Genomic DNA, 25,919 nt, shown 5'->3' with positions numbered 1-25,919 from the left:
TATGGCGTCTATGTCTGAAAAAGGTAATGCATGTAGTGAATATATGCATAAATTTTGTATAAAAAAGATAACTGATATAAATAATAGCATGCTGAAGTGTTTTATTTTATTCTTCATTGCTTACTCATATCTTGATTGTAGCTAGTTATATACGTGTTTTTTATGAACATATCTTTTATCATAATGTTTCTTGTTGCTTTATGCGTGTGTTTTATTAGTAATTTGTTAACAACCTCTTTACCGTCAAGAATTGCCTCTTGCATGCTTGAATATTTCCATTGTGCATAGCGCCCAGCAGAGTAAATCGATTCATTTTCTAGTGTTTTGAGTAATTGTGTTAAGTGCTTTTCTCTCCAAAAATCATAAATAACATATGCGTGCTGTATGTGTATAATTTTTTGAGTGATGATATCATCGTCATGGATATTAAATAGTTTTTTTACGATATCAATGCTTTCTGTAAGTTTTTTTTGTATCCACATTTTTGATTTGTTAATATGGGCAAATTCGCCAGCAAGCGAACTGCAATGTTGTGGAGCCATATGCGGAGAAAACATATGAGGAAATCCAATTCTATAAAAGGGATAGTGTTTTTCTGGGTAATAAATCCAGTGTTTATCGTTTAGTGTGTGATTTTTGATACCGAGGTTAAAGTTAACTACTTTGTTGCACTTTAAATATTTTGTGGCTTGTTTTAAACGATGAGAAGATTTTTCTTTTAAGCAATCAAGTAAACAATTAAGCGGCATTGTGTTAATCAAATAGCCAAATTTTTCGATATGGCCATTGTGTAAGTGTACAGCTTTTTCTTTTAAGTCAACATGTGTAACACGCGTATTAAGTTGTATAGGTTGTTTAATGTGTTGAGCAACTTTTTCAAGCCATGATTGGATACCGCCGTGCAAGGGGTATAAAAATTGTGCATTGTAGCCGATAGATGATTTTTCTGGTGCGCATAATGCACCGCAGATAATTTCCCTGAGTGATGTTTTTGGTACGAAGCGACCCGTCCAGCTAGCAGATATTTTGCGAATGTCGTAGGCAAAAATTTTTGTTTGATATGGGGTAAAAAAATGTTTAGCAAATCCAGGCCCGAAACATTTGTTAACCCAGTCTGCAAATGAGTCTGTTGTGCAATGCTTGCTTTGATCCCGTGCGATGTATCCCTCAATGCAGTCTGCTATTACATTATGTGGTAAACCAAATAAATTTATTTGAAACGGATAGTTAGTATAAACACCACGTGAATAAATAAATGATTGACGTGTGATGGTATTAAAATGTTCTAGACCAATGAGATTAGTAATAAATGAGCGCACATAATCGTCATTAATATGTAAAAAATGACCGGTATAATCAAATGTAAAGCCATCTTGATATACAGAGCGGCACAAACCACCAACGCTTGACTCTTTTTCAAAAAGTATGTAGTCGGTAAAGCCTAATTGTTCTAAATGATAGGCTGCTGAAAGTCCGGTTGGACCTGTACCAATAATAACAATTTCTGCCACATGACTCTCCTGCTTGATGTACTCTCTTTTGTTGGCCTAGTTATAAAATGGATAGCAGTAAATGTCTAGTGCATAAAGAAAGCCTGCTTTTGCACAGGCTTTTTTTATTTTAAGATTTTAATCTTGGAATAGATTCTTATTGAATGCAAGTTTATTATTATAAATGCATTCTCTATAAGGGCCAGGAAGGCATCGTTTTTCTAAAGAGAAATGCCCGTTTTTAAGATGATGTTCTCGGTCTGGTGGGATGGTAAGAACTACATAAAACGTATTGACTGCACCTAAATATTCATAGGAGGGAAAATTAAACATTAATGTTTGCTTTTTTTTGTTCCATTTACCATCTGTAAGTATGTTTTCTTCAATAGGTAAAAAGTCTTTATCTGGTTTTTTTTTATATAAAGAGCCAACAACATTCTCTAATGTTGGGCCATGCCATTGTAAATATATTTTACCTAGTGTGACAGTATCCTTTGCTTTCTTTTTGAATGTAATACTGCCAGCAAGAATCCACTTACCTCCAAACTTACGTATATTTTTTGTTTTGCGTTGTTCAAGGTTTTTCCATGTGGGCTCAAGCGTAATGGTAAAGTTGTCTGCTGTATTGATAAACCGGACGATAACTAAAAATAAAAAAATGATATAGAAGAGAAATGGCTGTTGCATTGCGTCTCCATTCATAAAGTATAACTGTTATTTTTGTGGACTCTAACACATTTATTAAGCAAGCGTGAAGTATTTTGAAATTAAGTTGTTCAATGGAGCAAATCCATGAGTTATTGCATAAATAACCTAAAGCCAGGCTGTGGCATCTCATTAACTTTTACTGTAAAAATAATGCTGTAAAGCTCTTTTTTGAAAAACTCAGGAACGGGTGGGAAACTGCTGCTAGCATCTTGAAAGGCAAAGAGCATAAATTCATCAAGTTGAGCAATGCCAGATGAGCGCAATAATGTTAGTTCTGTTAATTTACCATCTTTATCGAGAGCAATAAACATATCAAGGCTGGTTTTGACCGATTGGTGAGGTGTATATTTGCCTTGATGAATTTTCATAGAATTTTGTAGGCACCATTGCAGTCTTTGCAAATAACGTTCATGTTTGAGTTGCTCATCAGTGGGTAGTCTGTTTTTATCACCATGCATAGTAACGGTATGATCACCTTTACCTTTTATTTGCTCTAAAAATCCTTTAGTTATCTGTGCAAGGGTGAGACTTGTTTTCGGTTTCTGGAGCTCTGGCTTTAGCAGGGGTTTTGGTATTGTTTCTTTTTGAACTACTTGTTGTATTGTATCTTTTTTTACTAGTTTGGGCTGTATTTCTTGTTTTTGAGGCTTATCTACTTTTCCTTCTTTAATGATTTTTTCCTTAGTAATCTTTTTTTGTTCAGTTTGTTGTAGAGCTATTTTTTGTATCAGTTGTGTTTGTTTTTGAGTAGCACCAGATTTTTTTTCGTAGGTGGTTTGTTGTTGTTGGGTAGGATTAGCAAATACAACTGGTGCACCAAATTGTGATGCACGTGCCTTAGTAGCTGCCCATTTAAATTTTTGCTTTGGTACCTGTGCAAGTTTCTTTAATAGTTCTATTCGTTGTCTTTGTAACAACTGCTTACGTGTCGTTGGGTCTGTTAGCGATACAAAAAGAAGTAAAAATAGCATCATATGCAGCGCAAGAGAAAATAACGCGATACTTATTTTTTTACTGCGTGATACAGTGTTTTCCACTGTTACTCCCAACTTTTTTATTCAATATTATTATTGATTAACTGGGTATAGTCTACTCAATTATGCGCAACAATAAAAATGATTATATGTTTTTCTAAGGAGTGAAAATAATTTCTGCGCATTGTTTTTTTTTATTAATGGCCCAGGTGGAATGTACATAATGAATATTGTTTCCTGGTTGTTTTAAAAAGCGTAGAATTTCATTAAATAAAGATTCTGTTGGCACAAAACTGACTTGTTCTGTACACAGCCAATAAAGAATTACCCGATGTTGCATTACTCTATTTAAGGCAAATAATTTATTTAGGTTTAGGTTTATATGTGAAGCACCTTCTTTGTGCTGTATAAGATCTTTAAACGTTTTTGCTGTAAGTTGTTGTAAGAATAGCTCAGTATCTTGTAATCGTTTGAGCATAATTGCAAAGTTGTTATCAAAACGATTATCAGCTTTTTGCAACGCGGGAATAACATGATTGCGAATTCTATTGCGTAAAAACGTATTAGATTTGTTTGTTGGGTCTGTCAGATAAGCGATATTGTGTGTATTTAGATATTCTAATATATCTTTTTTATGTATGTGTAATAATGGCCTGATGTACAATCCATCTTGCATACTCATACTGGTCAGCCCGCTCAAACTTGCACCACGCAACAGGCGAATAAAAAAAGTTTCTTGCTGATCTTGTGCATGATGGGCCAGGGCAATATGAGCTTTTGCTTTATTTTGAATTATAGATTCAAAATAATAACGACGAATATGCCGTGCAGAGCTTTCACGAGAGCCATCAAATTTACGATCAAATTTAATTTCAGACATTTTTTGACTAATCAGCGGCACTCCGAGCTTCTCACACGTTTGTTGGCAAAATTGAGCGTCTACGGCAGAATTATCTCGCCATTCGTGGTCAAGATGTGCGGCAACAAGTTTAAATGAAGTGTCTTTTTGATATTGGACTAGAACATGTAGCAAAAAAATAGAGTCAGGGCCACCAGAGAGGCCTAAAAGAACAGTTGACCCATGATGAATCAACTGTTCTTTCGCAATAAAATTGTGAATATCTTTGATGTAATTACCATTTTTTGCAAATGTTTTTTTTTGTGTCCCCATGTTGGAAGTATAGCACAAAATAATGCTTTGGTATCAAAAATCCGTGGTTTTTCTCAAAAATATTATTTTTTAGAGAAATTTAAACATCCAAGTTTTTAACAAAATGTCCATAATCTTCAATATATTGTCTTCTACCAGCAACTTGGTCACCCATGAGTGTAGTAAACCAATTGTCAGCTTCAAGCGCATCTTCGATTGTTACTTTCAGCAAGCTTCGCTGTTTAGCATCCATTGATGTTTCCCATAATTGTTCTGGGTTCATTTCACCAAGACCTTTATAACGTTGAATATGCATATAGGGTTTACTGATTGTGGCAATTGCATTAATTAAACGAATAGTACCTCTATTGCTGATTCTTTTTTCTTTATCAACAATTTTAAGCGTCCATTGTTTTTGCTGAAGATCAACAAGTGGAACAAATGCATTGACAAGTGTCTGTGCGTCTTCTGAATTGAAGAAAGAAACAGGGATGCGCCACTCTTTGTTTAATATTTTGAATACAACAAAAGACTCTGCTTCTTGTTTTTCTATAATTTCTACTTCTTTGCCTTGTTCATCAGTACCTTTTATTTTTACTTCAACCGGGTCTGCTTGTTCTATGCTAATCAGATATTGCTTAAAGTATTTTTTTAAATTTGCAAGTAATACAGAAATTCCATCAGCAACTTCCCATGGCATTGCGTGTATGCAGGATGCTAATCTGTGCATATTGTCGTATGCAATGGCGTAAACGGCACTTATTTTATGTAACTGTTGTTCATACGCAAACAATGTATCCAAGAGTTTTTGCCATGTAGCAGTTTCTAGCGTTGTGTCATTGATTGTAAGTGTTGTTTGTTCTTGAGCCCAGTCGAATAAGAACCGTCTAAATTCTTTATCGTCTTTGAGATATTGTTCTTTTTTACCAATTTTTATTTTATACAAAGGTGGTTGTGCAATATATAGGTAACCACGTTCAATAAGTGGCTTCATGTATCTAAAGAAGAATGTTAATAATAGTGTTCTAATATGCGCACCATCAATATCGGCATCTGTCATTAAAATAATTTTGTGGTAACGAGCCTTATCTGGATTGAATTCTTCTTGACCAATACCACATCCAATAGCAGCAATAAGGGATTTGATTTCTTCATTAGATAGTACTTTATCAAGGCGCGCTTTTTCTACGTTTAGAATTTTGCCACGTAATGGTAAAATAGCCTGCGTATTACGATCTCGTCCTTGTTTTGCTGAGCCACCAGCAGAATCGCCTTCAACAATAAATAACTCAGTCTGTATTGGATCTTCATTAGAACAATCGGCCAACTTACCTGGCAAAATTGCTGATTCTAATGCTGTTTTTCTTCGAGTTAAATCGCGTGCTTTACGGGCAGCTTCTCGCGCGCGTTTTGCAACCTCAGCTTTTTGTAAAATTTTTTTACCAATAACTGGATTTTCTTCAAAGAATGTATCAAGAAAAGAGAAAAGCCATGAATCAACCAGTCCTTTTACTTCACTATTGCCAAGTTTTGTTTTTGTTTGTCCTTCAAATTGTGGTTCAGGGACTTTCATGCTGATAACGCCTACTAAACCTTCACGCACATCTTCACTAGAGAAACTTTCACCTTCTTTAAGAATTTTAAATTGTGGTGCTTTTCTATTGAATATTTTAGTGAGTGCTGAACGAAATCCAGAAACGTGAGTACCGCCCTCAATGGTATTGATATTGTTTACAAACGAATACAATTGTTCGCCATATCCATCATTATATTGCAAGGCAACTTCTAGCATATATTTATCGTCACTTTGCTCATAATAAATAATATCTGGAAAGAGGGGATTTTTCTTTTTATTGATGTGCTCAACAAATGATTGAATGCCACCTTCAAAATAAAATTCAATTTTTTTGTTGAGTTCTTCACTGCTTAATGTAATACGTAACTTTTTATTTAAAAATGCAAGCTCACGTAAGCGTGATGCGAGCGTATCAAAACTGAAATCAACAGTATCTTCAAAAATTTTAGGATCAGGTGTGAATCGGATAAGTGTGCCTCGTTTCCTTGTTGTGCCAGTTGCTTGTAATGGTCCAAGAGGTTTTCCTCGTTCGTAATCTTGTTCGTGTACTTTACCTTCTTGAAAAACAGTAACGTGCAATTTAATAGAAAGAGCGTTTACTACCGAGATACCAACACCATGAAGACCCCCGGAGTATTTATATGCATCTTTTTCAAACTTACCACCCGCGTGTAACTTTGTTAAAACAACCTCCGTTGCAGAAATTTTTTCTTTTGGATGAATGCCAGTTGGAATACCACGTCCATTATCTTCTACAGAACAAGATCCATCTTTGTGTAATATAACAGTGATGTTATCGCAATAGCCGGCAAGTGCTTCGTCTACTGAGTTATCGACGACTTCATACACCAAGTGGTGCAATCCTTTTGGTCCTGTTGAACCTATGTACATGGCTGGGCGTTTCCTCACAGCCTCTAGACCTTCCATTATTTTAATGGAATGTGCTTTGTATTCTTTATTACCTGTATCGGCCATCTTGAAATCTCCCATGGCAAAAAAGCTGCTTATCATACCTTGTAACGAGCTATACTATAAGTGTAGCCCAAAAAGCTACTTTTTGCACGTCATGCCAGATGATTTGATTGTTGTTTGGTACAACTTGTGTTTTTTGTTTATAATTTCGTTGAAAATGCAATGTTTATTGTCAATTTTTTATGGAGATAAAAGTGCCTTTGTCTTTATATAAACAAAATATGTAGCAGTTGTGCCATTTATGGTCCTAATTCCTCTGCCAATTAATCCATCAAAAAAACCAGTTAGTCCACGTTGTGTATAAACTGCTTTTACTGTAGAAAAAAAATTAGGATATGTATCACCGCGTAGGTTTGTTTGTAATTTTGTTTTTATTACATCAAATGGTTGAGTTGCAACTGCTGCAAGTATACCTGCTGTTGATCCACCAGTCAAAATTGTTACTAGATCATGTTTGATTGCGGTATATTTTTTTGCCAATGATGCAAAGTAAGGTGTAAGTACCAGATAGCTTGCAGTATATGGGCCATCGCGTAGTATTGTTGACTCTAATCCCCTGAACAATCCCTTCCAGCCATATGTATTAATAACATTTTTTGTTGCTTGTATAGGGCCGATATGTTTTGAGTGATATTCTAGAACCTGTTGTTGCTGGAGTATAATGTTTTCTACTGGACCAGCTATAAAACTTGCAATGCTGCCACCTCCAGATGCACTCATACCTTGCCCAAAGAGTGTTTGGGGATTAAAGATATTAGAGAGTATGCTATCTGCACATACCTGCAGGCCGGTTATTGGACCAATGCTGGCCATGTTGATTATTAATCCTTCAAAGAAAAGTAAGGGATTTTTTGAAAAATAATGAGTAAGTGAAGTTATTCCCCGTTGTTTAGCATTCTTTGTTGCAATGCCTGGTTGATCAATTACTGCAGTCAAGCAACCTGCAAATGTACCTGCAGAAATTTCTTTGAATTGTTCTGTGAACCATATTTCTTTTTTTATGTCTTGTTCCATAGCATGTAAAGACAAAGAAACTAATACGGAAAAAATGGAGAGAAAGAATGCTATATTGCAGAGTGTTATTGTCTTTTTTATACTAAAAGTAAGGGATCTAAGTGACATTATCTCTCTTTAATGTAATACGAATAGTTTAACTAGCGAGTAAGTATATCGGCTTAATAATGGAATGCAAATTTAGTGATAAACAACATGCAATTTTTATGCAAGAGGCATTAACTCAGGCCCAGAAATCGCTTAAGCAGGATGAAGTACCCATTGGGGCTGTCGTTGTTGATGTTCGGGGTAATATTATTGGGCGAGGGCATAATCAGGTTATGGCCAAATGTTCACAATCTGCGCATGCAGAAATACTTGCTATAGAGCAAGCGGGTAAAGTACAGGGAGATTGGCGTTTAGAAGAATGTTGGCTTTATGTAACGCTTGAGCCCTGTGCTATGTGTATGAATTTAATTATACTGAGCAGGCTAGAAGGTGTAGTATTTGGTGCACCGTCTCCATTGTTCGGGTATTCAAATCAAAATCAACTTGACAATGATGATGGACTTCCGCTATACAAGAGAGATGCTTTAAGCGCCATAGTTTGCATACAGTCGGAAAAATCAGTTGAATTATTGAAGCAATTTTTTAAACAAAAAAGGAAAAGCAGTGGAAGCACGCAAGGACCTGGGGAAGATAAAAGAAGCACTTCTTACACGTAAAGCTGAGCTAGAAGAAGGTATGACTCAGTTGTACCAAGAAAAATTCTCTGATGGGCAAGTGCAAGATGCTGGAGATCAGGCTCTTTCTGCGACAATGGAAGCACTCAAAGGCTCGCTGCATAACACTAAGCGGGAAGAGTATATGCGTATTTTGGAAGCACTACAGATGATCGAAGAAGGTACGTATGGCATTTGTACAGATTGTGAGTTGCCCATTAAACTAAAGCGATTAAATTTGTATCCCAACGCGACAAGATGTTTGGCATGTCAAGAAATTTTTGAAGAAGGCATCGAATAAAACGTTATTTAACAATAATAATAATCAGAAAACTTGTATTGACCGCTGTATCCGTCATCGAACCACCAATTTTTCCATGAATTAATCAGAGGTGTGTAGCCATCCACTTCAACATTTTCTTGTGGTTTTTTTGTATTATCAAATGAAACATTTACTTGGCCGAGTGTCATTGTTGTACTGGTATTTGTTTCAGGTAATGTTTCAAAAGTACTACACGTTTCAACATCTGTTGTGCTATTGAGGACTTGGTGATTATACTGTTGGGACTGTGTTGGGCTGTTGGTTGCACAATGAATCTGTTGATGGTGTAGTCTTTTTGTCAAGTAACTATCTTGTGTATTATCAAAAAAGTCGCCTTCTAATAAATCTTTGTATTCTTGTTGTGTTCTCTTATCAAAGGAATAATTGTTTCTATCAAAGTAATGCGTATATAAAACGGTTTGTTTATCTTTATATGCATTAAAATGAGCTTTCTCGAATACATAATGTGCTACAATATCACAATGGCGTGCTTGTGCGGTAACATATACTACAGATGTTTGTGCATGAAGCCATGTTAATGCTCTCTTGAGTAGTGAGGTACCATATCCATTGTTGCGATGGCTAATAGAAATGCAGAAAAAGTGAATTGTTGCTTTATTACCAAGTAAAAAGTTTGCGTTTACTTTATTCCAAAGTGCTTTGCGTGGTGTGATGCTATAGGTAAGGAAACCAATATGATGTTTATTGTCTATGCAATATACGAGAGTTCTAACATTTTTTTGTTCCATAAATTTGAGTGCTTTATTAATATAATTATGGCCAAACAATTCTTTTAAGCGTAACTGCTTTGCATAGCGCTTGAGGTATGTTTTTACCATTGTTCGGTGAACATTTTTTTTATATCGAACAATACTATGACCGCTAGGTAATTTTTGAATAAATTTTTTCTCTAAATAAAGTTTTTTCAATTGTTGTATCAGGTGAGATCTTGTTTTATACATCTCGAATGATTTTTTTACTAGATGATATTTTTCTTGAACAAATGATAGCAATCCAGTGCAAGCGATAAAGGTGTTAAAAGCAAAAACCAAAAATACCAATAGAAGTATTTTTTTAAACAAAAAACAGATCATAAACTTCCCCCATAACAGTAAGTAGTACTATATCCCTAAACATGACTTAATTATAGCATTATCAACGAAAAAATGAAGGTTGGTTTTGAGCTTTTGTATGGTGAAAAGTGTGAAAAATGAGGAATAATTGACATTTTGAGTTGTTCTGGCTACTATGAATACATCAAAATATATCTGAATATTCGATTTGAATAACTATAAAGGTTTAATAACGTTATGGCAGAAGCAAAAAGAGCGCCAAAAGCTACGTCTCAGGAAAAAACTGAAGTGAAAAAATCTGTAGAGTTAAAAGTGGCTGATAAGAAAATTGAAAAAAAAAGTACTACAATTCAAGCAAAAGGTATCTTAAATCCTTTACGTGCTCATGGTGTAGGCCGACGAAAAAAGGCGGTTGCTCGCGTGTGGCTTAAACGTGGCAAGGGTGATATTGTGGTTAATGGTAAAAAATTAGATATGTATTTTGACACTAAAGTTACTGCTGCAACTGCAGTAATGGCATTTAAAGCGGTATCTATTTCTATTATGTATGATGCACAAGTGAATGTACGGGGCGGTGGGCTTTGGGGCCAAGCCGATGCCGTTAAACTTGGTATTGCACGTGCATTAGTTGATGTTGATTCAGCACTTAAACCAGAGCTTCGTAAACACGGTCTATTAACTGTTGATGCACGTAATAAAGAGCGTAAGAAATATGGTCAACGTGGTGCTCGCCGTAAGTTCCAATTTGTAAAACGCTAATATTTCTTATTTGCTCTATAAATTTTCTGAAAAAAGCGATTTTTTCCGGTTGTTTTTTCAGAATGAGTGAATCCATTCTCCTTTTAAACAAGGAAAGGCGACAAAAAATTTCAGATTGATACTTGCAGCAATGGTCTCCAACCACGTTTTTTTTGGTCTATAATTTATGTCGATAGTACATCCTATCTCTGGATTATAACGTCTTTCTTTATTGAAAATACCAAACATAGGAATATCAGGTAAAGATGGTTTTTGTATATTCCAGTTTACATCAAAGCATGTACCTGCAGTACCCAAGATTATTGAATAAAGTGCCGAACCGATTGTGCAAGAAAGTTTTTTCGCAGCTATTTTTCCTATAGTTCCTAAATATTTTTCAGCTGCGTTAATAACACCATATTTTTTTGCCAGTCTTTCACCTAAATCCATAGAAGCTTGGCTTCCAGCAATATTAATTACTTTTAGAGCCTGTATGGAAAGAGGGATGTTTTTAAATTTGCCATTAAAATAGAAAAGTACTTTTTCTTTTAAATTATAGCAAGTCTTCATCGTTTTAATGAATGGTACATTATCAAGTAATGTAGAAAATGCGCCGCAATACTGTGTCATCCGACACAGATCATTGTGGTAAACCAAGAAAAATCTATATATACAATGCATAGCAATATTTTCAAAAAAATGACTCGAGATATTACGAGGACTAATGGGTAACGTTATCATGCCATAGCGAGTGTCTAAAGTAATAGGCTTTTTAGAATCAAAACATGTTGGTTTTACATATTTTTTGTAAAGCATTGAAAGTGGCAAATGAATAAACACTTTCTCCAGACAGAACTCCATCTTTGTTGGAAAGCCTGATTTTATTAACTCTTCGATGTACATTGGAGGTTCTGATGGTTGCATTTTGGATACTGCAACTATATTCAACAGTAAAGCATAAACTAAAAGGTATTTTTTCATCTTCATCCTTAGTACTATCTAATATACAATGTTTTTTTGGCGATAAAAATATCACTATACTTACATTATAGACTATCGCTCATTCGCAATATTGTCAAATAGAAATAGATATTAGTGCAATTATTTAAAAATTGATTATGTAGCGCGAGGTGTATATGTTCATTTGAAATTTATCTAAAAGTTTACAGATTTCTTATTCAATTTTCTTATGCAATCTAATAGGTATAGATTTATAGAGTGTGTCGACAGGTTATTCTTTCCTTGATAAACTTCAGTGCATATTTATCCATGAAACAACAATAAAATAGATTAGACTTAGAAGGAGTCGTATGTGCAGCGTATTTGGTTATATAGGGAAAAAGAATAGCAGGGAATGCGTATTAGAGGGTCTTGGGCGGCTAGAATATCGCGGATATGACTCTGCGGGCTTTGCGTGCTTGAGCCCTGAAAATAATCACTTACTGTATGCCAAAACGCCTGGAAGATTGAGTAATTTACAAGAACAGCTTGAAAAAACACCAATCGATGGAAATGTATCTATCGGACATACAAGGTGGTCTACACATGGCTTGTCTTCATATGAAAATGCACACCCTCATTTTGATTGTGAAAAAACTATTTCGTTGGTCCATAATGGTATTGTAGAAAATCATCATGAGCTACGCAAGCAATTAAAAAATACCGGTCATACGTTTCATTCAGAAACCGATACTGAAACAGTAGCACATCTTTTCGAAACGCTATTAAAAATACATGAAACATTTAAAGGTGCGATAGTTGATTTGGTTAATCAATTGGATGGTGCATATGCGCTAGTTGTACTGATGCAGGAACACCCAGACATGATGTTATTGATACGCAAGCGTTCACCGCTTTGTATTGGACTTGGTAATGATGAAATGTTTATTGCTTCTGATCAATTGGCATTTGCAGGTAAAACAAAGAAAGTACTTTTTCTACCAGATCAAAGTTTTGCATTGGTAAAGTATAATACTATTGATCTTTATGATTTTAAAGGAAAACCATTAAAATTAGATGTACAAGAAACTGATGTTGATTGGAAGGGGTACGGAAAAAAAGGATATACGCATTTTATGCTCAAAGAAATTTATGAGCAAAAAGGTGCTATTCATGACACAATAGATTTTTTACATTCACTTGGACCAAAAATATGGGATCATGTCGGCTTAAGCGCACAGCGTGTTAAGCGACTTGATAAAATTAACTTGGTAGCGTGTGGTACTTCATGGCATGCATCACGTATTGCACAATTTTTTTTCGAGCGTTTCTGCATGATACCAACACGTGTTTCTTTAGCGTCAGAATTTCGGTATATGCCTTTTTTTCCCGATAGGCATACAGTGTATATTATGGTTTCTCAATCGGGTGAAACAGCTGATACCTTAGAAGCGCTACATATGATACGCGAGTTTGAGTTATCTACAATTGCATTAACGAATGTTGCTTCAAGCACGATAGTGCGCGAGGCTGATGGTTTTTTGCTCACGCAAGCAGGGCAAGAAGTCGCTGTTGCCTCAACTAAAGCATTTTCTACACAACTGACAGCTTTATACTGGCTTGCTCGTCGTATTGCGTATGAAAAAAAGATTATTAATGCGGCACAGTTTAAAACTGCTGAAGCACATTTACTAGTTGCAGCAGAATTACTAGAAAACAGTATTGAAAATTATAAACGTGTAATTGTGCATACACTTGCAAAAAAATATGCACAATATAAACGCTATATTTTTTTGGGCCGGCATATTAGTTATCCTTTTGCTATGGAGGCGGCCTTAAAACTCAAAGAGATTTCATATATTTTTGCACAATGTTATCCAGCTGGAGAACTAAAGCATGGGCCAATTGCATTAATTGATGAGCAAACACCAGTTGTATTATTTTCAAGCCAGGAATTAATCGTGTATCAAAAGTTAGTTGCAAATGCACAAGAAATAAAGGCTCGCAATGGTCATTTGATTGTATTTGCTTTTGAAGGACAAGATGAGCTGTGTGCATTGGCGGATACTGTTTTTGTGGTGCCACAAGTTGGACCGTTGTTAGATCCGCTTGTTATGACTGGTCTTATGCAATTTTTTGTATATCACATTGCCAATGAGCTTGGGCGAGCAATTGATAAACCTAGAAATTTAGCAAAGTCTGTAACAGTGGAGTAATTACTGGAAGTAATGTGGCAAATATATTGGTGATATGTCCAACACAAAGAGATCGTAGAGAGTTAGTCTTTGCTCATGTACAAAAAGATCATAGTTTCATATTTCATAATTATGAAGATACTGGGTTTGAGCGAATCATAGCTCAAGGGATTGGATTGCTTTCAAAGTCTTTTGATCCAGAATATGTTATAGAGAAGATGTTATTGCTATGTAAAGATCGTAATATTGATGGGGTTATGAGTTCTGAGGATTATCCAGGTTCGGTATTTGCAAGTGTTATTAATAAGAATCTTGGTCTGTACGGTGCAGATCCCGAAATTGTATTGCGATGTCAGCATAAATATTATTCTCGTTGTGATCAGTTAAAATATGTGCCGGAAGCTACTACCAGATTTTTTCTTATTGATCCGTATAGTCGAAATATTAAATCATGTGCGCTTCAATTTCCAGTATTTATTAAGCCAATTAAATCGTTTTTTTCTTTTTATGCCAATCAGGCAAACTCAAAAGAAGAGCTTGATTTTTTTGTGCGTTCATGTGTTTTACCAAAAGAGTTTTTGCATCAATTTAATTGGTTCTTAAAGCATTATAGCTCATGTAAAATTGATGCACGATATCTGCTTGTTGAAGAGCTGCTCTCAGGTATTCAGGTAACAGTTGAAGGTTTTGTGCATAATAATGAGGTAACGATCATGGGAATTACTGATTCGGTTATGTTTCCTGGTACTATTAGTTTTAAACGATTTGATTATCCTTCGTGTTTACCTGAGTTGGTACAAAAGCGTATGTCAGTAATAACATCATGTTTTGTGCGTGGTGTGGGACTTAATAATACCATGTTTAATATTGAAATGATGTATAGCGAACGCAAAGATGAAATTAAAATTATTGAGGTCAATCCACGCATGGCATCGCAATTTGCAGATTTGTACGAAAAGGTTGACGGATATAATTCATACTCAGTACTTATAGATTTAGCACTTGGCAAAAGGCCAACGATACAGAAAAATAAAGGAAGATTTGCGTGTGCGGCAAGTTTTGTATTGCGTGTTTTTGAAGATAAAAAAGTTGTACAGGTTCCAACAGAAGAAGATCTTACGTGTGTACACCAAGCATTTCCCGAGTCGCGTGTGCAAATTTTTGTTCAGCCTGGGCAAAAGCTTTCAGATACTTTTCAGGATGGAAAAAGCTTTCGTTATGGCTTGATACACTTGGGTGGTACTACCAAACAAGATCTTTTGGATCGTTACAACCGCTGTATGAGGTTGTTGCCGTTCAAATTTTTACCTCTTGCATCGTAATTTCATTGTCACTAATAAATACACTATTCATGAACTCAATTGCTTTGTGCCGGTTGCTTACATTCTGCGGACAACTTGTTTTGGCAACATGATATATATTTGCCAATGTGAGGGCTTGTTTAAATTGATTGTCTTCTTGTAATCGCGTCTGTGCGCGCTGTGACCATGTTTGGTGTTGTAGTTTTTCTTCTTTTTTATCTGGAGACTCTTTTTCCTGTTCTTCTTTGTCCTCAGTTGTCTTGATATAATTTTTGAGTGACTGCTCTCTTCCATAATATTTAGTAAACCAGCTGACTTGCTTTGTTGGTGGAAATGTTTTTTCTACAACAAAATCGGGTGTAATACCCTCGCCTTGAATAGAAACATTATCTGGTAGAAAGTAAAGCGATGTAGTTATTTTTACTGCGCTGTTATTACTCACTGGAATTACTTCTTGTACAGATCCTTTGCCAAAAGTACGGCTTCCAACAATAAAGATCATTAACTGTTTTTGTTTTTTACCTTTTTTTTCCAGATGTTCAGAATGCTGTTTTAAACAACCAGCAAGAATTTCTGCAGCTGATGCGGTAAAATTATTGGTGAGAATAAATATTGGTACATTAATATCTAGTGGCTCTCTGTGCGTTTCATGCCGATTAATTTCTTGGTTGTTTTTGTCTTTTTGGGTAACGACGAGACTTTTATTAGGAGCAAAAAGACCAATGATATCAATTGCAGCATCCAAAAGCCCGCCAGAATTATTACGTAGATCTAAAATGAGAGCACGTACTTTTTTCTTTTTGATTTTATTAAGGAGTTTTTCTAATTGATATGCTGAATTACTAGTAAACATCGTAAGTGCAACATAGTACGTTTGAATTTTCTCTAGGTAGAAAGCAAGGAGGACTTGCTCTTTGATAACATCACGGATTATGTCAAACTCGAGTAAATCAGATTGACCATCTCGTAATATTTTTACATGAACAACACTGTCTTTAGGTCCCTTGAGAAGAACCATTGTTTCTTCAGTAGACATTCCCTCAAGTGGTTTACCTTCAATTTCAATAATTTTGTCCATTGGACGAATACCAGCTTTATCCGAGGGACCTTCTGGTATTGTATCTACAATGGTCATAAATTTATCTTTTGCATCTCGTGTTGCATCAATAATGACGCCGATTCCAAAAAATTCTCCACTAATTTTATCTGAAATACTTTTAAATGATTTTGGTCCCAAAAAATCAGAGTGTGGATCAAGGCAATTTAAAAAAGCATCAAAAGCATGAATCATGCACTCTTGTAGATTATTTATGCGATAATGTTTCTGTTCTGTTTTTTGTAACATTTCTGCAAAAGTTCTTGTCCAGGTGTAGGCTATTTCATCAAAACTTTTGTCTTCTTTTTGTTCATTTTCTCTGTTTGTCTTATTGTTATTTGTAGCGCTGTTATTATTTTGCATACCAATTTTTGCACACAGAACTATACTGGTTGTAGAAAGTGAGAATAAAAGGGCGAGGGTAAGGTATTGTTTCATGGTTTTTCCTTTTTTTTGTTTTTTATTTTTTTACCCTACCTTTATTTATTGAGTAATGAAAAGAATATTGTATAAAGTAGGAACAAAAATAGGTAGTAGTAAAGCTATAGACAACGCTTTGAGTAAAAAGGGAATAATGATGGTTGTTGTAAAGCACTCAATCATGCGTGCATTTTTTGTGATTGAAGTGTTTGTATTTTGCCTAGTATATTTACTAGGAACACAGGGGATTGTTCGCGTTAAACAGTTACAACGAGAAAATAGTAAGCTTGAGCAGGAAATTATTCTATTGAAGCAAGAAGTTAACATACTGGAGCAAGAAATTATTTCTTGGCAAACTAATATTTTCCATAAAGAGAAAATTGCGCGTGAGCAGCTGCAAATGGCTCGCAAGAATGAACAAGTCTATTATATAGGATAGAGGAGGGGTCATCTGCGTGGGTACTTTTTATTTATCATAATTCTGTTTATCGCATTGGCAATTAAAGTGAATAGTGCTATACATTACACTACACTTTGTTAACCAGTATATAAATATGTGGAGTTTTTTCTTATGGAATATCGATTACCTTCATTGCCATATGATTATGGTGCGCTTGAACCGTATATTGATACGGTGACTATGGAGATTCATCATACTAAACATCATCAGGGATATGTAAATATATTAAATAATTGCTTAGAAACACATCCTGAATTACAAAATAAGCCACTCACAGATTTATTAAAACAGCTCAATACGTTACCAGATTCTGCTCAAGCTAGTATTCGTAACAATGGTGGTGGTCACTATAATCATTCGCTTTTTTGGCAGGTGATGAAAAAAAATGGTGGGGGTGAGCCAAAAGGACACATTGGGGAGGAAATAAAAAAAACTTTTGGCAATTTTCAAATATTTCAAGATCATTTTAATGCTACTGCAAAGACAGTTTTTGGATCTGGGTGGGCATGGCTTTGTGTTGTGCAAAATGGTGAACTTAGAATTATGTCAACACTAAACCAAGATTCTCCACTTTCTCAAAATATATATCCGATTTTAGGTTTGGATGTGTGGGAGCATGCTTATTATTTGAAATATCAAAATCGTCGTCCAGATTATATAAATGCTTGGTGGCATGTTATTAATTGGGAAAAAGTAGAAGAAAACTATCGAGTATTATTTTAATACTTTTTTAATGAGATTTATTAAATATGTCTTTGGCTTCATCAAGGACAGTTAAACTGAATGTACTGCGCCATATCGTATACATATATGACTGAAAAAAATGTCGGAGACAGATTTTTTTTCTGGAAATTTCTTCTACTTGTGTTTCTTTATTAACGATGTAGTAATTGTTATTGTTCATCGAGTACAAGAGTTTTTTTCCAATCTTTGCGGTTAACATAGTTAGAATTTCCGTTAAGCCAGATATGCTGTTTTTTTTTTGTGCAACACGTATTGTGCGAATAAAAGAACTTTTATCAAAAGGTGTTGTACAAATGTGCATTTTTGGCTGTTTCAGAGTAAGTTCTACTTTTGGTGGATTTAAAGTTTCTAAAACAATATCAAGTTCATTCTCAATTGGTAAACCAGAATGCCATCCCAGTATATTCTTAGAAGTGATTGCTTTTCTTTTTTGTGTTAGCTTAAAAAAATTAGAAAGCTCTTTTTTGGTTTGAGTTACAATTATATTAGTAAATGCTTCTATGTATTTCTCGTCGTCAAGTTCGGTTAGAAATCTTTCTTTAAAGGAGTTGGAAATCCAATTTTTTTGAGTAAGTATATTATTAATGGTTAAAGGGCGTACCCCAAAACGACCTGATTCTTTGATGCATGTTACAATGATCATCTTTTTTGCCATGTCTTTTGTGTTTTTATTGTGGTTACTTTCAATGGTTTCGTACAAGGTGAGTAAAATGCTAAATTTTTTTGATAAGAGAGGATTAACTTTTTTTTTGCGCAATTTGTGAAAAATAGTTTGGGTAATTTCTTCTTGTAGTTTGTCTGGAATGTTTTTTATTATATCCCAATATTTTTGGCACACCTGAATTCTCTGACTTCCATTTTCGGATTCCTCGAACGCAGTGCTAAAAGTGTCAGTTACCTTTTCTATGCATAACTTGGTTAAAGAGGGAATTTGGTGTGGAAGTCCGTTTAGTGGTTGTTTTTTTTGTATAATACCAGTTCCAGTTGAGCGTTTTTTCGTGACAATATTCTTTGATGTGCAAGTTTTCTTTTTTCTTTTCATCGAATGTGTTATGCCAAAAGAGAATAATATACTTGCTAGCATGAGCATAACAAAGTTTTTTTTATACATAATTGTATTTCCTAATTAATTCACTGTTTTAGCAAAAGTCTACTGTATATATTTTTGGTGTACATATTTTATATTTTTGTATAATTGAGTATACTGATAATGCATCTACAAACAATATCCTTTACCAAGTTATAGAGTATATCATGAAAAATAAAGAAGAAATTTCTGTTTCTGTCGAGCACAAAATTCGTGTTGAAAAAGTTGAAAAAATGCGTGCTTTGGGTATTGAGCCATGGCCTGAATTTATGGAAGTTTCTGCTACTGCACACGATATAATCGATGAATTTCAAGATGATAAAGAGTGTGAATATACTGTTGCAGGTAGAGTAGTTACTATGCGCATGCATGGAAAAACTGCTTTTGTAACCATACAAGACCACACTGGTAGAGTGCAAATTTATATTCGCCAGGATATTGTAGGGGATGATACGTTTGAACATATAAAACACAATATTGATATAGGTGATATTGTCTGGTGTTCTGGTTATTCGTTTAGAACAAAAATGGGAGAAATTACTATTCGAGTGCAGAATCTTGTATTATTGAGTAAGTGTTTGCATCCATTGCCGGAAAAATTTCATGGGCTTGCTGATATTGAAACAATCTATCGTCAGCGTTACTTAGACCTAATTACTAATGCAGAAAGTCGTGAGCGATTTGTAAGACGTTCAAAGATTGTGCAAACAATACGTTCATTTTTAGATAATCATGGCTATATAGAAGTGGAAACACCTATGCTGCATCCAATTCCTGGCGGTGCGGTAGCAAAACCATTTGTTACACATCATAATGCACTAGACAGCGAGTTTTACTTGCGTATTGCACCAGAATTATATTTGAAGCGTTTGGTTATTGGTGGTTTTGAGCGTGTGTATGAAATTAATAGAAATTTTCGTAATGAGGGTATTTCAACGCGACATAATCCAGAATTCACTATGTTAGAGTTTTATACTGCGCACAAAGACTACATCTGGGTAATGGACTTAGTAGAAAAAATGATACGTCAAGTTGCGATGGAGTTGGGTAATTCGTTGCAGTTGCCATTTGGTGACATGGTGCTTGATTTTGACAAGCCATTCAAACGTATCAGTGTATATAATTCTGTTTTAGAATTAACTGAATGTTCCATAGATGATCTTTCAGAAATAACTATCGATGCAACACTCAAAAAATATAATGTATCGGTTGCAAATAAAAATGCATCTCAAGGAGAAAAAATATTCGCGTTATTTGAAGAGTTAGTGGAGCCACAATTAATGCAGCCAACATTTATTACGCATTTTCCTATTGAAGTTTCTCCACTTTCAAAAAGAGACCAACAAGACCAAACGGTTGCTGCTCGCTTTGAGCTTTTTGCTGGAGGTATGGAATTAAGTAATGGGTTTAACGAGTTGAACGATCCATTTGATCAAGCCGAACGTTTCAAATGGCAAGCGCAGGCGCGTGCTGGTGGTGACCAAGAGGCACACTACTTTGACGCTGATTATATTTTAGCTCTTGAGTATGCGCTACCTCCAACTGCAGGTGTGGGTATTGGAATTGATCGTTTGACTATGTTGCTGACCAATACCACCTCAATTAAAGATGTTATTTTATTCCCAACGCTAAAGAAAAAGTCAGAAAATTTTTAAAATAATTGCTCTCATGTAATTATCCTTGTTACATAAGTGATATATGTATCACTATTATAAGTAGGGAGATGATATGAAAAGACAATTATTATTTATGTATCGAAAATATATATTACTTTTTACAGTTATGTTGCTGTTAAGTATGGGTAGTGCGCATGGTGAAGTAGACGCGCAACGTATGGTTAAAAAAAATTTTTCTTTTGATTTTTCGTCGTTGGGAGACTATATTCCTGAAAAAATTATGGACTGGAGTCAAGAAGCATTTGAGTGGCTTTTTGGTATCAAAAAAAAGTTAAAAGAAAATCTTGAAGCATTTATTGAAAATCCTTATAAAGATACGATAGCTTATGTACGGATTGGCAATGAACTGTGTAATGGTGAGCGTTTGTACTTAGAAAAGAGAAAGCCGAAAGTAAAACGAGCTCTTGAGGTGTTATTGGATTGTCCACTTGAAGATCATGAGGTTCCAACGATTGCTTTTGTTGCTAGTGGCGGAGGCTATCGAGCTGTTATTGCTCTGCTTGGTTCGTTAATTGGTGCACAAAAGGACGGTTTTCTTGATGCGGGGACGTATATAACAGGTGTTTCGGGCTCAAGCTGGATGATTGGTACATGGATGAGCTCTGGTTTACCGCTTGTGGATTTTAAAGAATCTCTTGTTGAAAAATTATGTAAAGGTTTGACGCATGTTGGGCCAAAAGGTTCACTTTTAATGGCGGATATGTTGTTGGTAAAATATGCGTCAGACCAGTCAATTACATTAGTTGATTTTTATGGTGCATTATTAGGGCATGCATTATTCAGAGATCAGAAAGAAAAACGACACCGTATGTATTTGTCTGGACATGTTGATCGTATAAAAAATGGTGATTGGTTATTTCCAATTTATAGCGCGGTACGTGGTGATAACGATATGACAATGGATTGGTATGAATTTACACCGTTCGAGGTTGGTGCTCATTGGCTCAATGCATATGTACCAACGTGGGCCTATGCACGACAATTTGAAAATGGTGTTTCTATTGATTATGATCCTGAGCAAAGTTTAGGTTACCATTTTGGTGTGTTTGGTTCTGCTTTTTCTGCATCGTTTAGCAGAATTTACTCTGAATTTAAAAATAATATTAGTTTTGATATAACTAAAAACATTATTGAAAAGATATTAGAAAAAGTTGGCAATAAACGTTTGTCTACGGCAAAAGTACATAATTTTACGTATGGTATGAAAAATAGTCCAATTAAAACTCAAAAAGAGCTTCGTTTAATCGATGCTGGTATTGCGGTAAATATTGGCTATCAACCAGTTAGTGGTCAGCGTCCTGAACGTAAAGCTGATGTGATGATTATTCTCGATTCATCTGGTGAAGTGATTGATGCGGCCAATTTGCGACGAGCTGAACAATATGCACATGCACATAATTTACCATTTCCATATATTGATTACGAGGGTATTGATACAAAGGTGGTAAGTGTATTTGCAGATGATAATCCCGAAGTGCCAATTGTTGTGTATATGCCGCTTATTAATGATTTTGATTTGTGGGAACGGCATAAAAATGATCCTGAGTTTGCGGGGTTTGATCAGTATTTAAAGGATTTTGATCCAATTGTATGTATGGCTGGTTCATATTGTTCAACGTTTGATTTTACATATGAAGAATTTCAGTTACGACAATTAAGTGCGTTGACTGAATTTAATATGAGAATGAGCGCACAAGCTATTTATGATGCAATTGAATTGGCTGTTGAGCGTCGTGCATCGTAAACATATAATACAACATAATTTTTACACGAACGAAGCGAGCTTTTTCAAAAGCTCGCTTCGTTCGCTTTTCAAAGTTTACTTATTGAATTAAATTTTTGAGTATCTTTTTCTTAAAGAAGGTAAGTAATCTCTGTTTCTTAATTATACTTTTCTATATATCAATCGTATCAAATTGTGAGTATTCAGTTTGTCAATAAGTATATTAATTTGAAAGACGCTTTCTAAAAAAAATTTGTTGAGTATGTTTTTTGTTTTAAATATACATAAAGTATTTCTTACGTAAACATTTTACAGATAGAAACTTTTCGTTTATGGTCATACAATGTATAATGTTAAGTTTTAAGGGGGTTTTTAGATAGAAAAGCGTTTCAGTAGAGTATTGTTTACATTACTCGTGGTCGGGGTGATTTTTCTTAACAGTATACCTGTATATGGTATGGTTTCACGGCGTCTTGGCAGTCTTTTTGTTACGGTTAATACTTTTTTTCAAAGTATTCAACATCAAATTAAAATGAGTAGTACTTTTTTCAAGGATAGTGTGCACTATCGTTATGGTATGCATTGCCAAACAATTTATAAAGATCGGGTGGCAAAAGTTAGAACTGATACTCAATTGTGTGCAGGAGAAAAAGCATTTATTGAAAAAAGAAAGCCAAAAGTAAAACAAGCATTAGAAAATCTCTTAGGTAGAAAAATTGAAGATGATCATGTACCAACAGTTGCATTTGTATTTAGTGGTGGTGGTTATCGCTCTATGATTTATACTATGGGTGCATTATGTGGAGCGCAAGATGCTGGCTTGTTAGATACTGCAATGTATACGAGTGGGCTTTCTGGTTCGTGTTGGGCACTTGGATCATGGATGAGTTCTGATACATCGTTGAAAGAACATACCGAATCATTGATTACCAAAATGGGTTGGGGGATAAATAAAATAACGGTTGCTCAAGCTACATTAATTGGAAAAATGCTTATGCTTAAATATGCATATGGCCAACCGATTAGTCTTGTTGATATGTATGGTGGGTTGCTTGCCAATACATTGTTTGCTCACTATGGTGATACAAGGCACTTTGTATATCTTTCTGATCAAATGCAAAAAATTAATGATGGGAGCAGACCGTTTCCGTTGTATTCTTTGGTTATTTGTGATTATCACGGAACGTATTATTGGGCTGAATGTACACCGTGCGAATTTAGTTGTACAGGGCTTGAATTTTCAATACCAATATGGGCAATGGGAAGAAAATTTTTTAATGGTGTTTCATTTGACTTTGCACCAGAACAAAGTTTGAGTACCCTCTTTGGGGTATTTGGTTCTGCATTCACTGCAACGTTTAACCGTATATATCGGGATGTTAAAAATAAATTTATGCCAGGTCTTACAAGAAAAACTATGGATGCTTTGCTATCTAAGTTTGGAGGTAAACGTTTGATTCATGGAGCTACTTTGTATAACATGATTTTTGGGATGGACAATAGATCTATCTGTAAGCAAAAAAATTTATATGCATGTGATGCAGGTATTGATTTTAATTTGGGGTATCCGGCAGTGTCTGGGCAGCACTTGAAAAGAAAGGCCGATGTGATTGTGTTTGTAGATGCATCAACAACATTAGTGAATTCTCCAGATCTCAAAAGAATAGAGCGGTATGCTCAAAAGTATAATCTTCCATTTCCAAAAATTGATTATACTGATATCAATAAAAAATCTGTGAGTGTTTTCAAAGATGAACAGAACAAAACAGCACCAGTGGTAATTTATCTTCCTCGAATAAAAGATGAAAAGAAGTGGAATGCTTTTAAAAATGATTCTCATTTTTTAGACCATAAAGAATATCTAGATGAATTTGACCCGGAAAAATGTGTTTGGAACAATTTTGGTAAGACAGCTAAATTTATGTATACAAAAAACCAGGCAAAAACATGGTATTTACTTGCTGATTTTAACATGAAAGCAAGTAAACCAGAAATTCTTGAAGCCATTAATTGGGCGATTGATAATAAACTATCCCTTTCTCGTGCATGATTTTATTGATTTTAAAATAAACAATATTTTACTTTTGTACGAAATAGGTATTAATTTACCAAATAAGGAGAGTTTTTTATGAGGAAGTTATTACTTGTTGGTTTAGCTGTTATTGCTAGCATGGGACTATTCTTTGTTATTGTACGTTCAGGAAATGGGCCTAATGCTCAGACTTCCATTGATGAGCAATACATGAATGATATGGAGACAGCAGCAAAAACAATAGAAGCATCTGATATTGTTTCACCACGAGTAATTCAACGATTTATCAATCAGCAAATAAATATTGAACAATTTGGTACACAGCAGCAGCGTATTGAAGCGCAGCAAATCATGAAAGATAGCGCGCGTTTTCTGATTAGGCATTTTGTGACAGCGCTAGATTCTCTCTACAATGACCAAGAATTTCGCAATGCGGTTACTAATATTATATTGCTCGCAATACAAAATGCACTAGTTCCTATTGCGTTAACATCACTACAGCTATCTGCTGGGCAAGCATCTTTAGCTGATATTGGAACTGCGGCGGAAGATGGGGCTCTCTATGGGGCAACCGTAGCATTAGTTGCTGAGCTTGGAAATAAAGTTCTTCATTTTTCTGGTGATGTGAGCCAAAAGGTCAAAAATGCTATGATGTTACAAGGGCTTGAGGTCCTCAAGCAAAAAGAAGGGTTTATGTCGATTTCTACTGCAGGTGTAAGTTCGATTGTTTTGGATCAAATTAGTAAAATTGGCATGAAGGCGCTTGAAACAAGAGGGGGCGCAGCAGGTTTACTTAAGCAGCTTGATTGGAAGGATGTTGTAATAGGTCAGTCTCGCGGTAGCATGCCAGACAAATACCGTCAGCCTGTTGACTACTTTGTAGATGTATTTAGGGGTTTATTGAAAGATAAAAAAACAAGAGATATTATCGGCACAATTTTACTTTCTACTGTTGAAGGTGCTGCTATGGGAGCATTGTTGTGGTACTTTGGCATCTGGTTTGTTGGAGAGAAGGCAGTTGCTCTTGCATTGCAAAATACTGCACTTCGTGGTGCGGCACAAGGATTACTGAACTATGTGGTGTCTAAAACGGATCGTCCTGGAGCATTACAAAACGTTTCTTCTGGTTTACTTGTTCGTGATATGCAATTACGACTTCTTTCTAATTTTTCAACACTATCAGTAACTGATGTTGCACCAGTTGTTTTAGAAGAAGTAACTAAAAGTGCTGTGCAGACTGTGGTAAATCAATCTGGTGGATGGTGGAGGTTTATTAGTACTGCAGTTGGGGATGTAAAAGAGGCGGCGGTATCAACCTGGGGATGGTTTGGTAGAAAAGTTTCAAATATTTTCAATAAGATAGAAGAAGATGCGCAAATAATGCTTGATGAGCGTGTATTATATTAAGTTGATCAATTAAATTATCAGGTGTGACAGGGTATTTAATTTGTGTGTGGTTACCAGGTAATTGTTGCCTTATTGGGTTTGTCTATTACGTATTTTTCAGCTAAAATGCGGTATATTATAT

General features: G+C 35.2%; 21 protein-coding genes. 11 read left to right on the top strand and 10 right to left on the bottom strand.

Features of this window, described 5'->3' with window-relative positions; genetic code table 11:
• Window positions 1-113 precede the first annotated feature (113 nt).
• The 6 genes from KC460_00550 to KC460_00525 all read right to left on the bottom strand — a co-directional run bounded on the left by KC460_00550 (window position 114) and on the right by KC460_00525 (window position 7,992).
• Window positions 114-1,511 (bottom strand): FAD-dependent oxidoreductase, encoded by a 1,398-nt coding sequence (locus KC460_00550; GenBank protein MCA9769844.1) that lies wholly within the window; start codon window positions 1,509-1,511, stop codon window positions 114-116.
• A 117-nt stretch (window positions 1,512-1,628) separates the two neighbouring features.
• Complete coding sequence (locus KC460_00545; GenBank protein MCA9769843.1) at window positions 1,629-2,177, bottom strand: hypothetical protein; 549 nt, start codon at window positions 2,175-2,177, stop codon at window positions 1,629-1,631.
• Between the two features lie 110 nt (window positions 2,178-2,287).
• A complete protein-coding gene (locus KC460_00540) occupies window positions 2,288-3,235 on the bottom strand; it encodes a TonB C-terminal domain-containing protein (GenBank protein ID MCA9769842.1) in 948 nt (315 codons plus the stop codon).
• Between the two features lie 94 nt (window positions 3,236-3,329).
• Window positions 3,330-4,343, bottom strand: coding sequence for a tRNA lysidine(34) synthetase TilS (tilS, locus tag KC460_00535; protein MCA9769841.1), 1,014 nt, complete (start codon window positions 4,341-4,343; stop codon window positions 3,330-3,332).
• A 79-nt stretch (window positions 4,344-4,422) separates the two neighbouring features.
• Entirely contained in the window at window positions 4,423-6,873 is a 2,451-nt protein-coding gene (gene gyrB, locus KC460_00530; GenBank protein ID MCA9769840.1) for a DNA topoisomerase (ATP-hydrolyzing) subunit B, read from the bottom strand.
• A gap of 177 nt (window positions 6,874-7,050) precedes the next feature.
• The gene (locus tag KC460_00525) at window positions 7,051-7,992 is read right to left on the bottom strand and encodes a hypothetical protein (GenBank protein MCA9769839.1); all 942 of its coding nucleotides are present in this window, start codon (window positions 7,990-7,992) and stop codon (window positions 7,051-7,053) included.
• A gap of 59 nt (window positions 7,993-8,051) precedes the next feature.
• On the opposite strand from KC460_00525, the gene KC460_00520 reads away from it, so the two are divergent.
• Together KC460_00520 and KC460_00515 are read left to right on the top strand one after the other, a co-directional pair.
• Entirely contained in the window at window positions 8,052-8,588 is a 537-nt protein-coding gene (locus KC460_00520; protein MCA9769838.1) for a nucleoside deaminase, read from the top strand.
• Window positions 8,536-8,886, top strand: coding sequence for a TraR/DksA C4-type zinc finger protein (locus tag KC460_00515; protein MCA9769837.1), 351 nt, complete (start codon window positions 8,536-8,538; stop codon window positions 8,884-8,886). The genes KC460_00520 and KC460_00515 overlap by 53 nt, the downstream gene beginning before the upstream one ends.
• Window positions 8,887-8,894: 8 nt before the next feature.
• Here the strand turns inward: KC460_00515 and KC460_00510 are convergent, their stop codons facing one another.
• Window positions 8,895-10,001, bottom strand: a complete 1,107-nt coding sequence (locus KC460_00510) for a GNAT family N-acetyltransferase (protein ID MCA9769836.1) — start codon at window positions 9,999-10,001, stop codon at window positions 8,895-8,897.
• Window positions 10,002-10,217: 216 nt separating this feature from the next.
• Here KC460_00510 and rpsI point away from each other — a divergent pair, with 216 nt between their 5' ends.
• Window positions 10,218-10,739 (top strand): 30S ribosomal protein S9, encoded by a 522-nt coding sequence (gene rpsI / locus KC460_00505; GenBank protein ID MCA9769835.1) that lies wholly within the window; start codon window positions 10,218-10,220, stop codon window positions 10,737-10,739.
• A 57-nt stretch (window positions 10,740-10,796) separates the two neighbouring features.
• Here the strand turns inward: rpsI and KC460_00500 are convergent, their stop codons facing one another.
• Entirely contained in the window at window positions 10,797-11,699 is a 903-nt protein-coding gene (locus KC460_00500) for a hypothetical protein (protein ID MCA9769834.1), read from the bottom strand.
• A 329-nt stretch (window positions 11,700-12,028) separates the two neighbouring features.
• On the opposite strand from KC460_00500, the gene glmS reads away from it, so the two are divergent.
• Both glmS and KC460_00490 read left to right on the top strand, forming a co-directional pair.
• Window positions 12,029-13,873, top strand: a complete 1,845-nt coding sequence (gene glmS, locus KC460_00495; GenBank protein MCA9769833.1) for a glutamine--fructose-6-phosphate transaminase (isomerizing) — start codon at window positions 12,029-12,031, stop codon at window positions 13,871-13,873.
• Between the two features lie 14 nt (window positions 13,874-13,887).
• Window positions 13,888-15,174 carry an ATP-grasp domain-containing protein gene (locus KC460_00490; protein ID MCA9769832.1) on the top strand — a complete coding sequence of 429 codons (1,287 nt, stop codon included), beginning with the start codon at window positions 13,888-13,890 and terminating at the stop codon, window positions 15,172-15,174.
• Here KC460_00490 and KC460_00485 read toward each other — a convergent pair.
• Complete coding sequence (locus KC460_00485) at window positions 15,149-16,687, bottom strand: S41 family peptidase (GenBank protein MCA9769831.1); 1,539 nt, start codon at window positions 16,685-16,687, stop codon at window positions 15,149-15,151. The genes KC460_00490 and KC460_00485 overlap by 26 nt on opposite strands.
• Window positions 16,688-16,742: 55 nt before the next feature.
• On the opposite strand from KC460_00485, the gene KC460_00480 reads away from it, so the two are divergent.
• Both KC460_00480 and KC460_00475 read left to right on the top strand, forming a co-directional pair.
• Entirely contained in the window at window positions 16,743-17,108 is a 366-nt protein-coding gene (locus KC460_00480; protein ID MCA9769830.1) for a septum formation initiator family protein, read from the top strand.
• Window positions 17,109-17,240: 132 nt separating this feature from the next.
• The gene (locus KC460_00475) at window positions 17,241-17,852 is read left to right on the top strand and encodes a superoxide dismutase (protein MCA9769829.1); all 612 of its coding nucleotides are present in this window, start codon (window positions 17,241-17,243) and stop codon (window positions 17,850-17,852) included.
• A 7-nt stretch (window positions 17,853-17,859) separates the two neighbouring features.
• Here KC460_00475 and KC460_00470 read toward each other — a convergent pair whose 3' ends face one another.
• Window positions 17,860-18,984 carry a hypothetical protein gene (locus KC460_00470; protein ID MCA9769828.1) on the bottom strand — a complete coding sequence of 375 codons (1,125 nt, stop codon included), beginning with the start codon at window positions 18,982-18,984 and terminating at the stop codon, window positions 17,860-17,862.
• Between the two features lie 143 nt (window positions 18,985-19,127).
• On the opposite strand from KC460_00470, the gene lysS reads away from it, so the two are divergent.
• The 4 genes from lysS to KC460_00450 all read left to right on the top strand — a co-directional run bounded on the left by lysS (window position 19,128) and on the right by KC460_00450 (window position 25,798).
• Window positions 19,128-20,615 (top strand): lysine--tRNA ligase, encoded by a 1,488-nt coding sequence (lysS, locus tag KC460_00465; protein ID MCA9769827.1) that lies wholly within the window; start codon window positions 19,128-19,130, stop codon window positions 20,613-20,615.
• 73 nt (window positions 20,616-20,688) lie between these two features.
• A complete protein-coding gene (locus tag KC460_00460; GenBank protein MCA9769826.1) occupies window positions 20,689-22,380 on the top strand; it encodes a hypothetical protein in 1,692 nt (563 codons plus the stop codon).
• A 436-nt stretch (window positions 22,381-22,816) separates the two neighbouring features.
• The gene (locus KC460_00455; GenBank protein MCA9769825.1) at window positions 22,817-24,409 is read left to right on the top strand and encodes a hypothetical protein; all 1,593 of its coding nucleotides are present in this window, start codon (window positions 22,817-22,819) and stop codon (window positions 24,407-24,409) included.
• 78 nt (window positions 24,410-24,487) lie between these two features.
• Window positions 24,488-25,798 (top strand): hypothetical protein, encoded by a 1,311-nt coding sequence (locus KC460_00450; GenBank protein ID MCA9769824.1) that lies wholly within the window; start codon window positions 24,488-24,490, stop codon window positions 25,796-25,798.
• Window positions 25,799-25,919 lie beyond the last annotated feature (121 nt).

The organism is Candidatus Dependentiae bacterium (genome assembly GCA_020431705.1).
Classification (GTDB): domain Bacteria; phylum Babelota; class Babeliae; order Babelales; family Vermiphilaceae; genus JAGQHQ01.
This window is presented reverse-complemented; position numbering and strand designations above follow the sequence as displayed.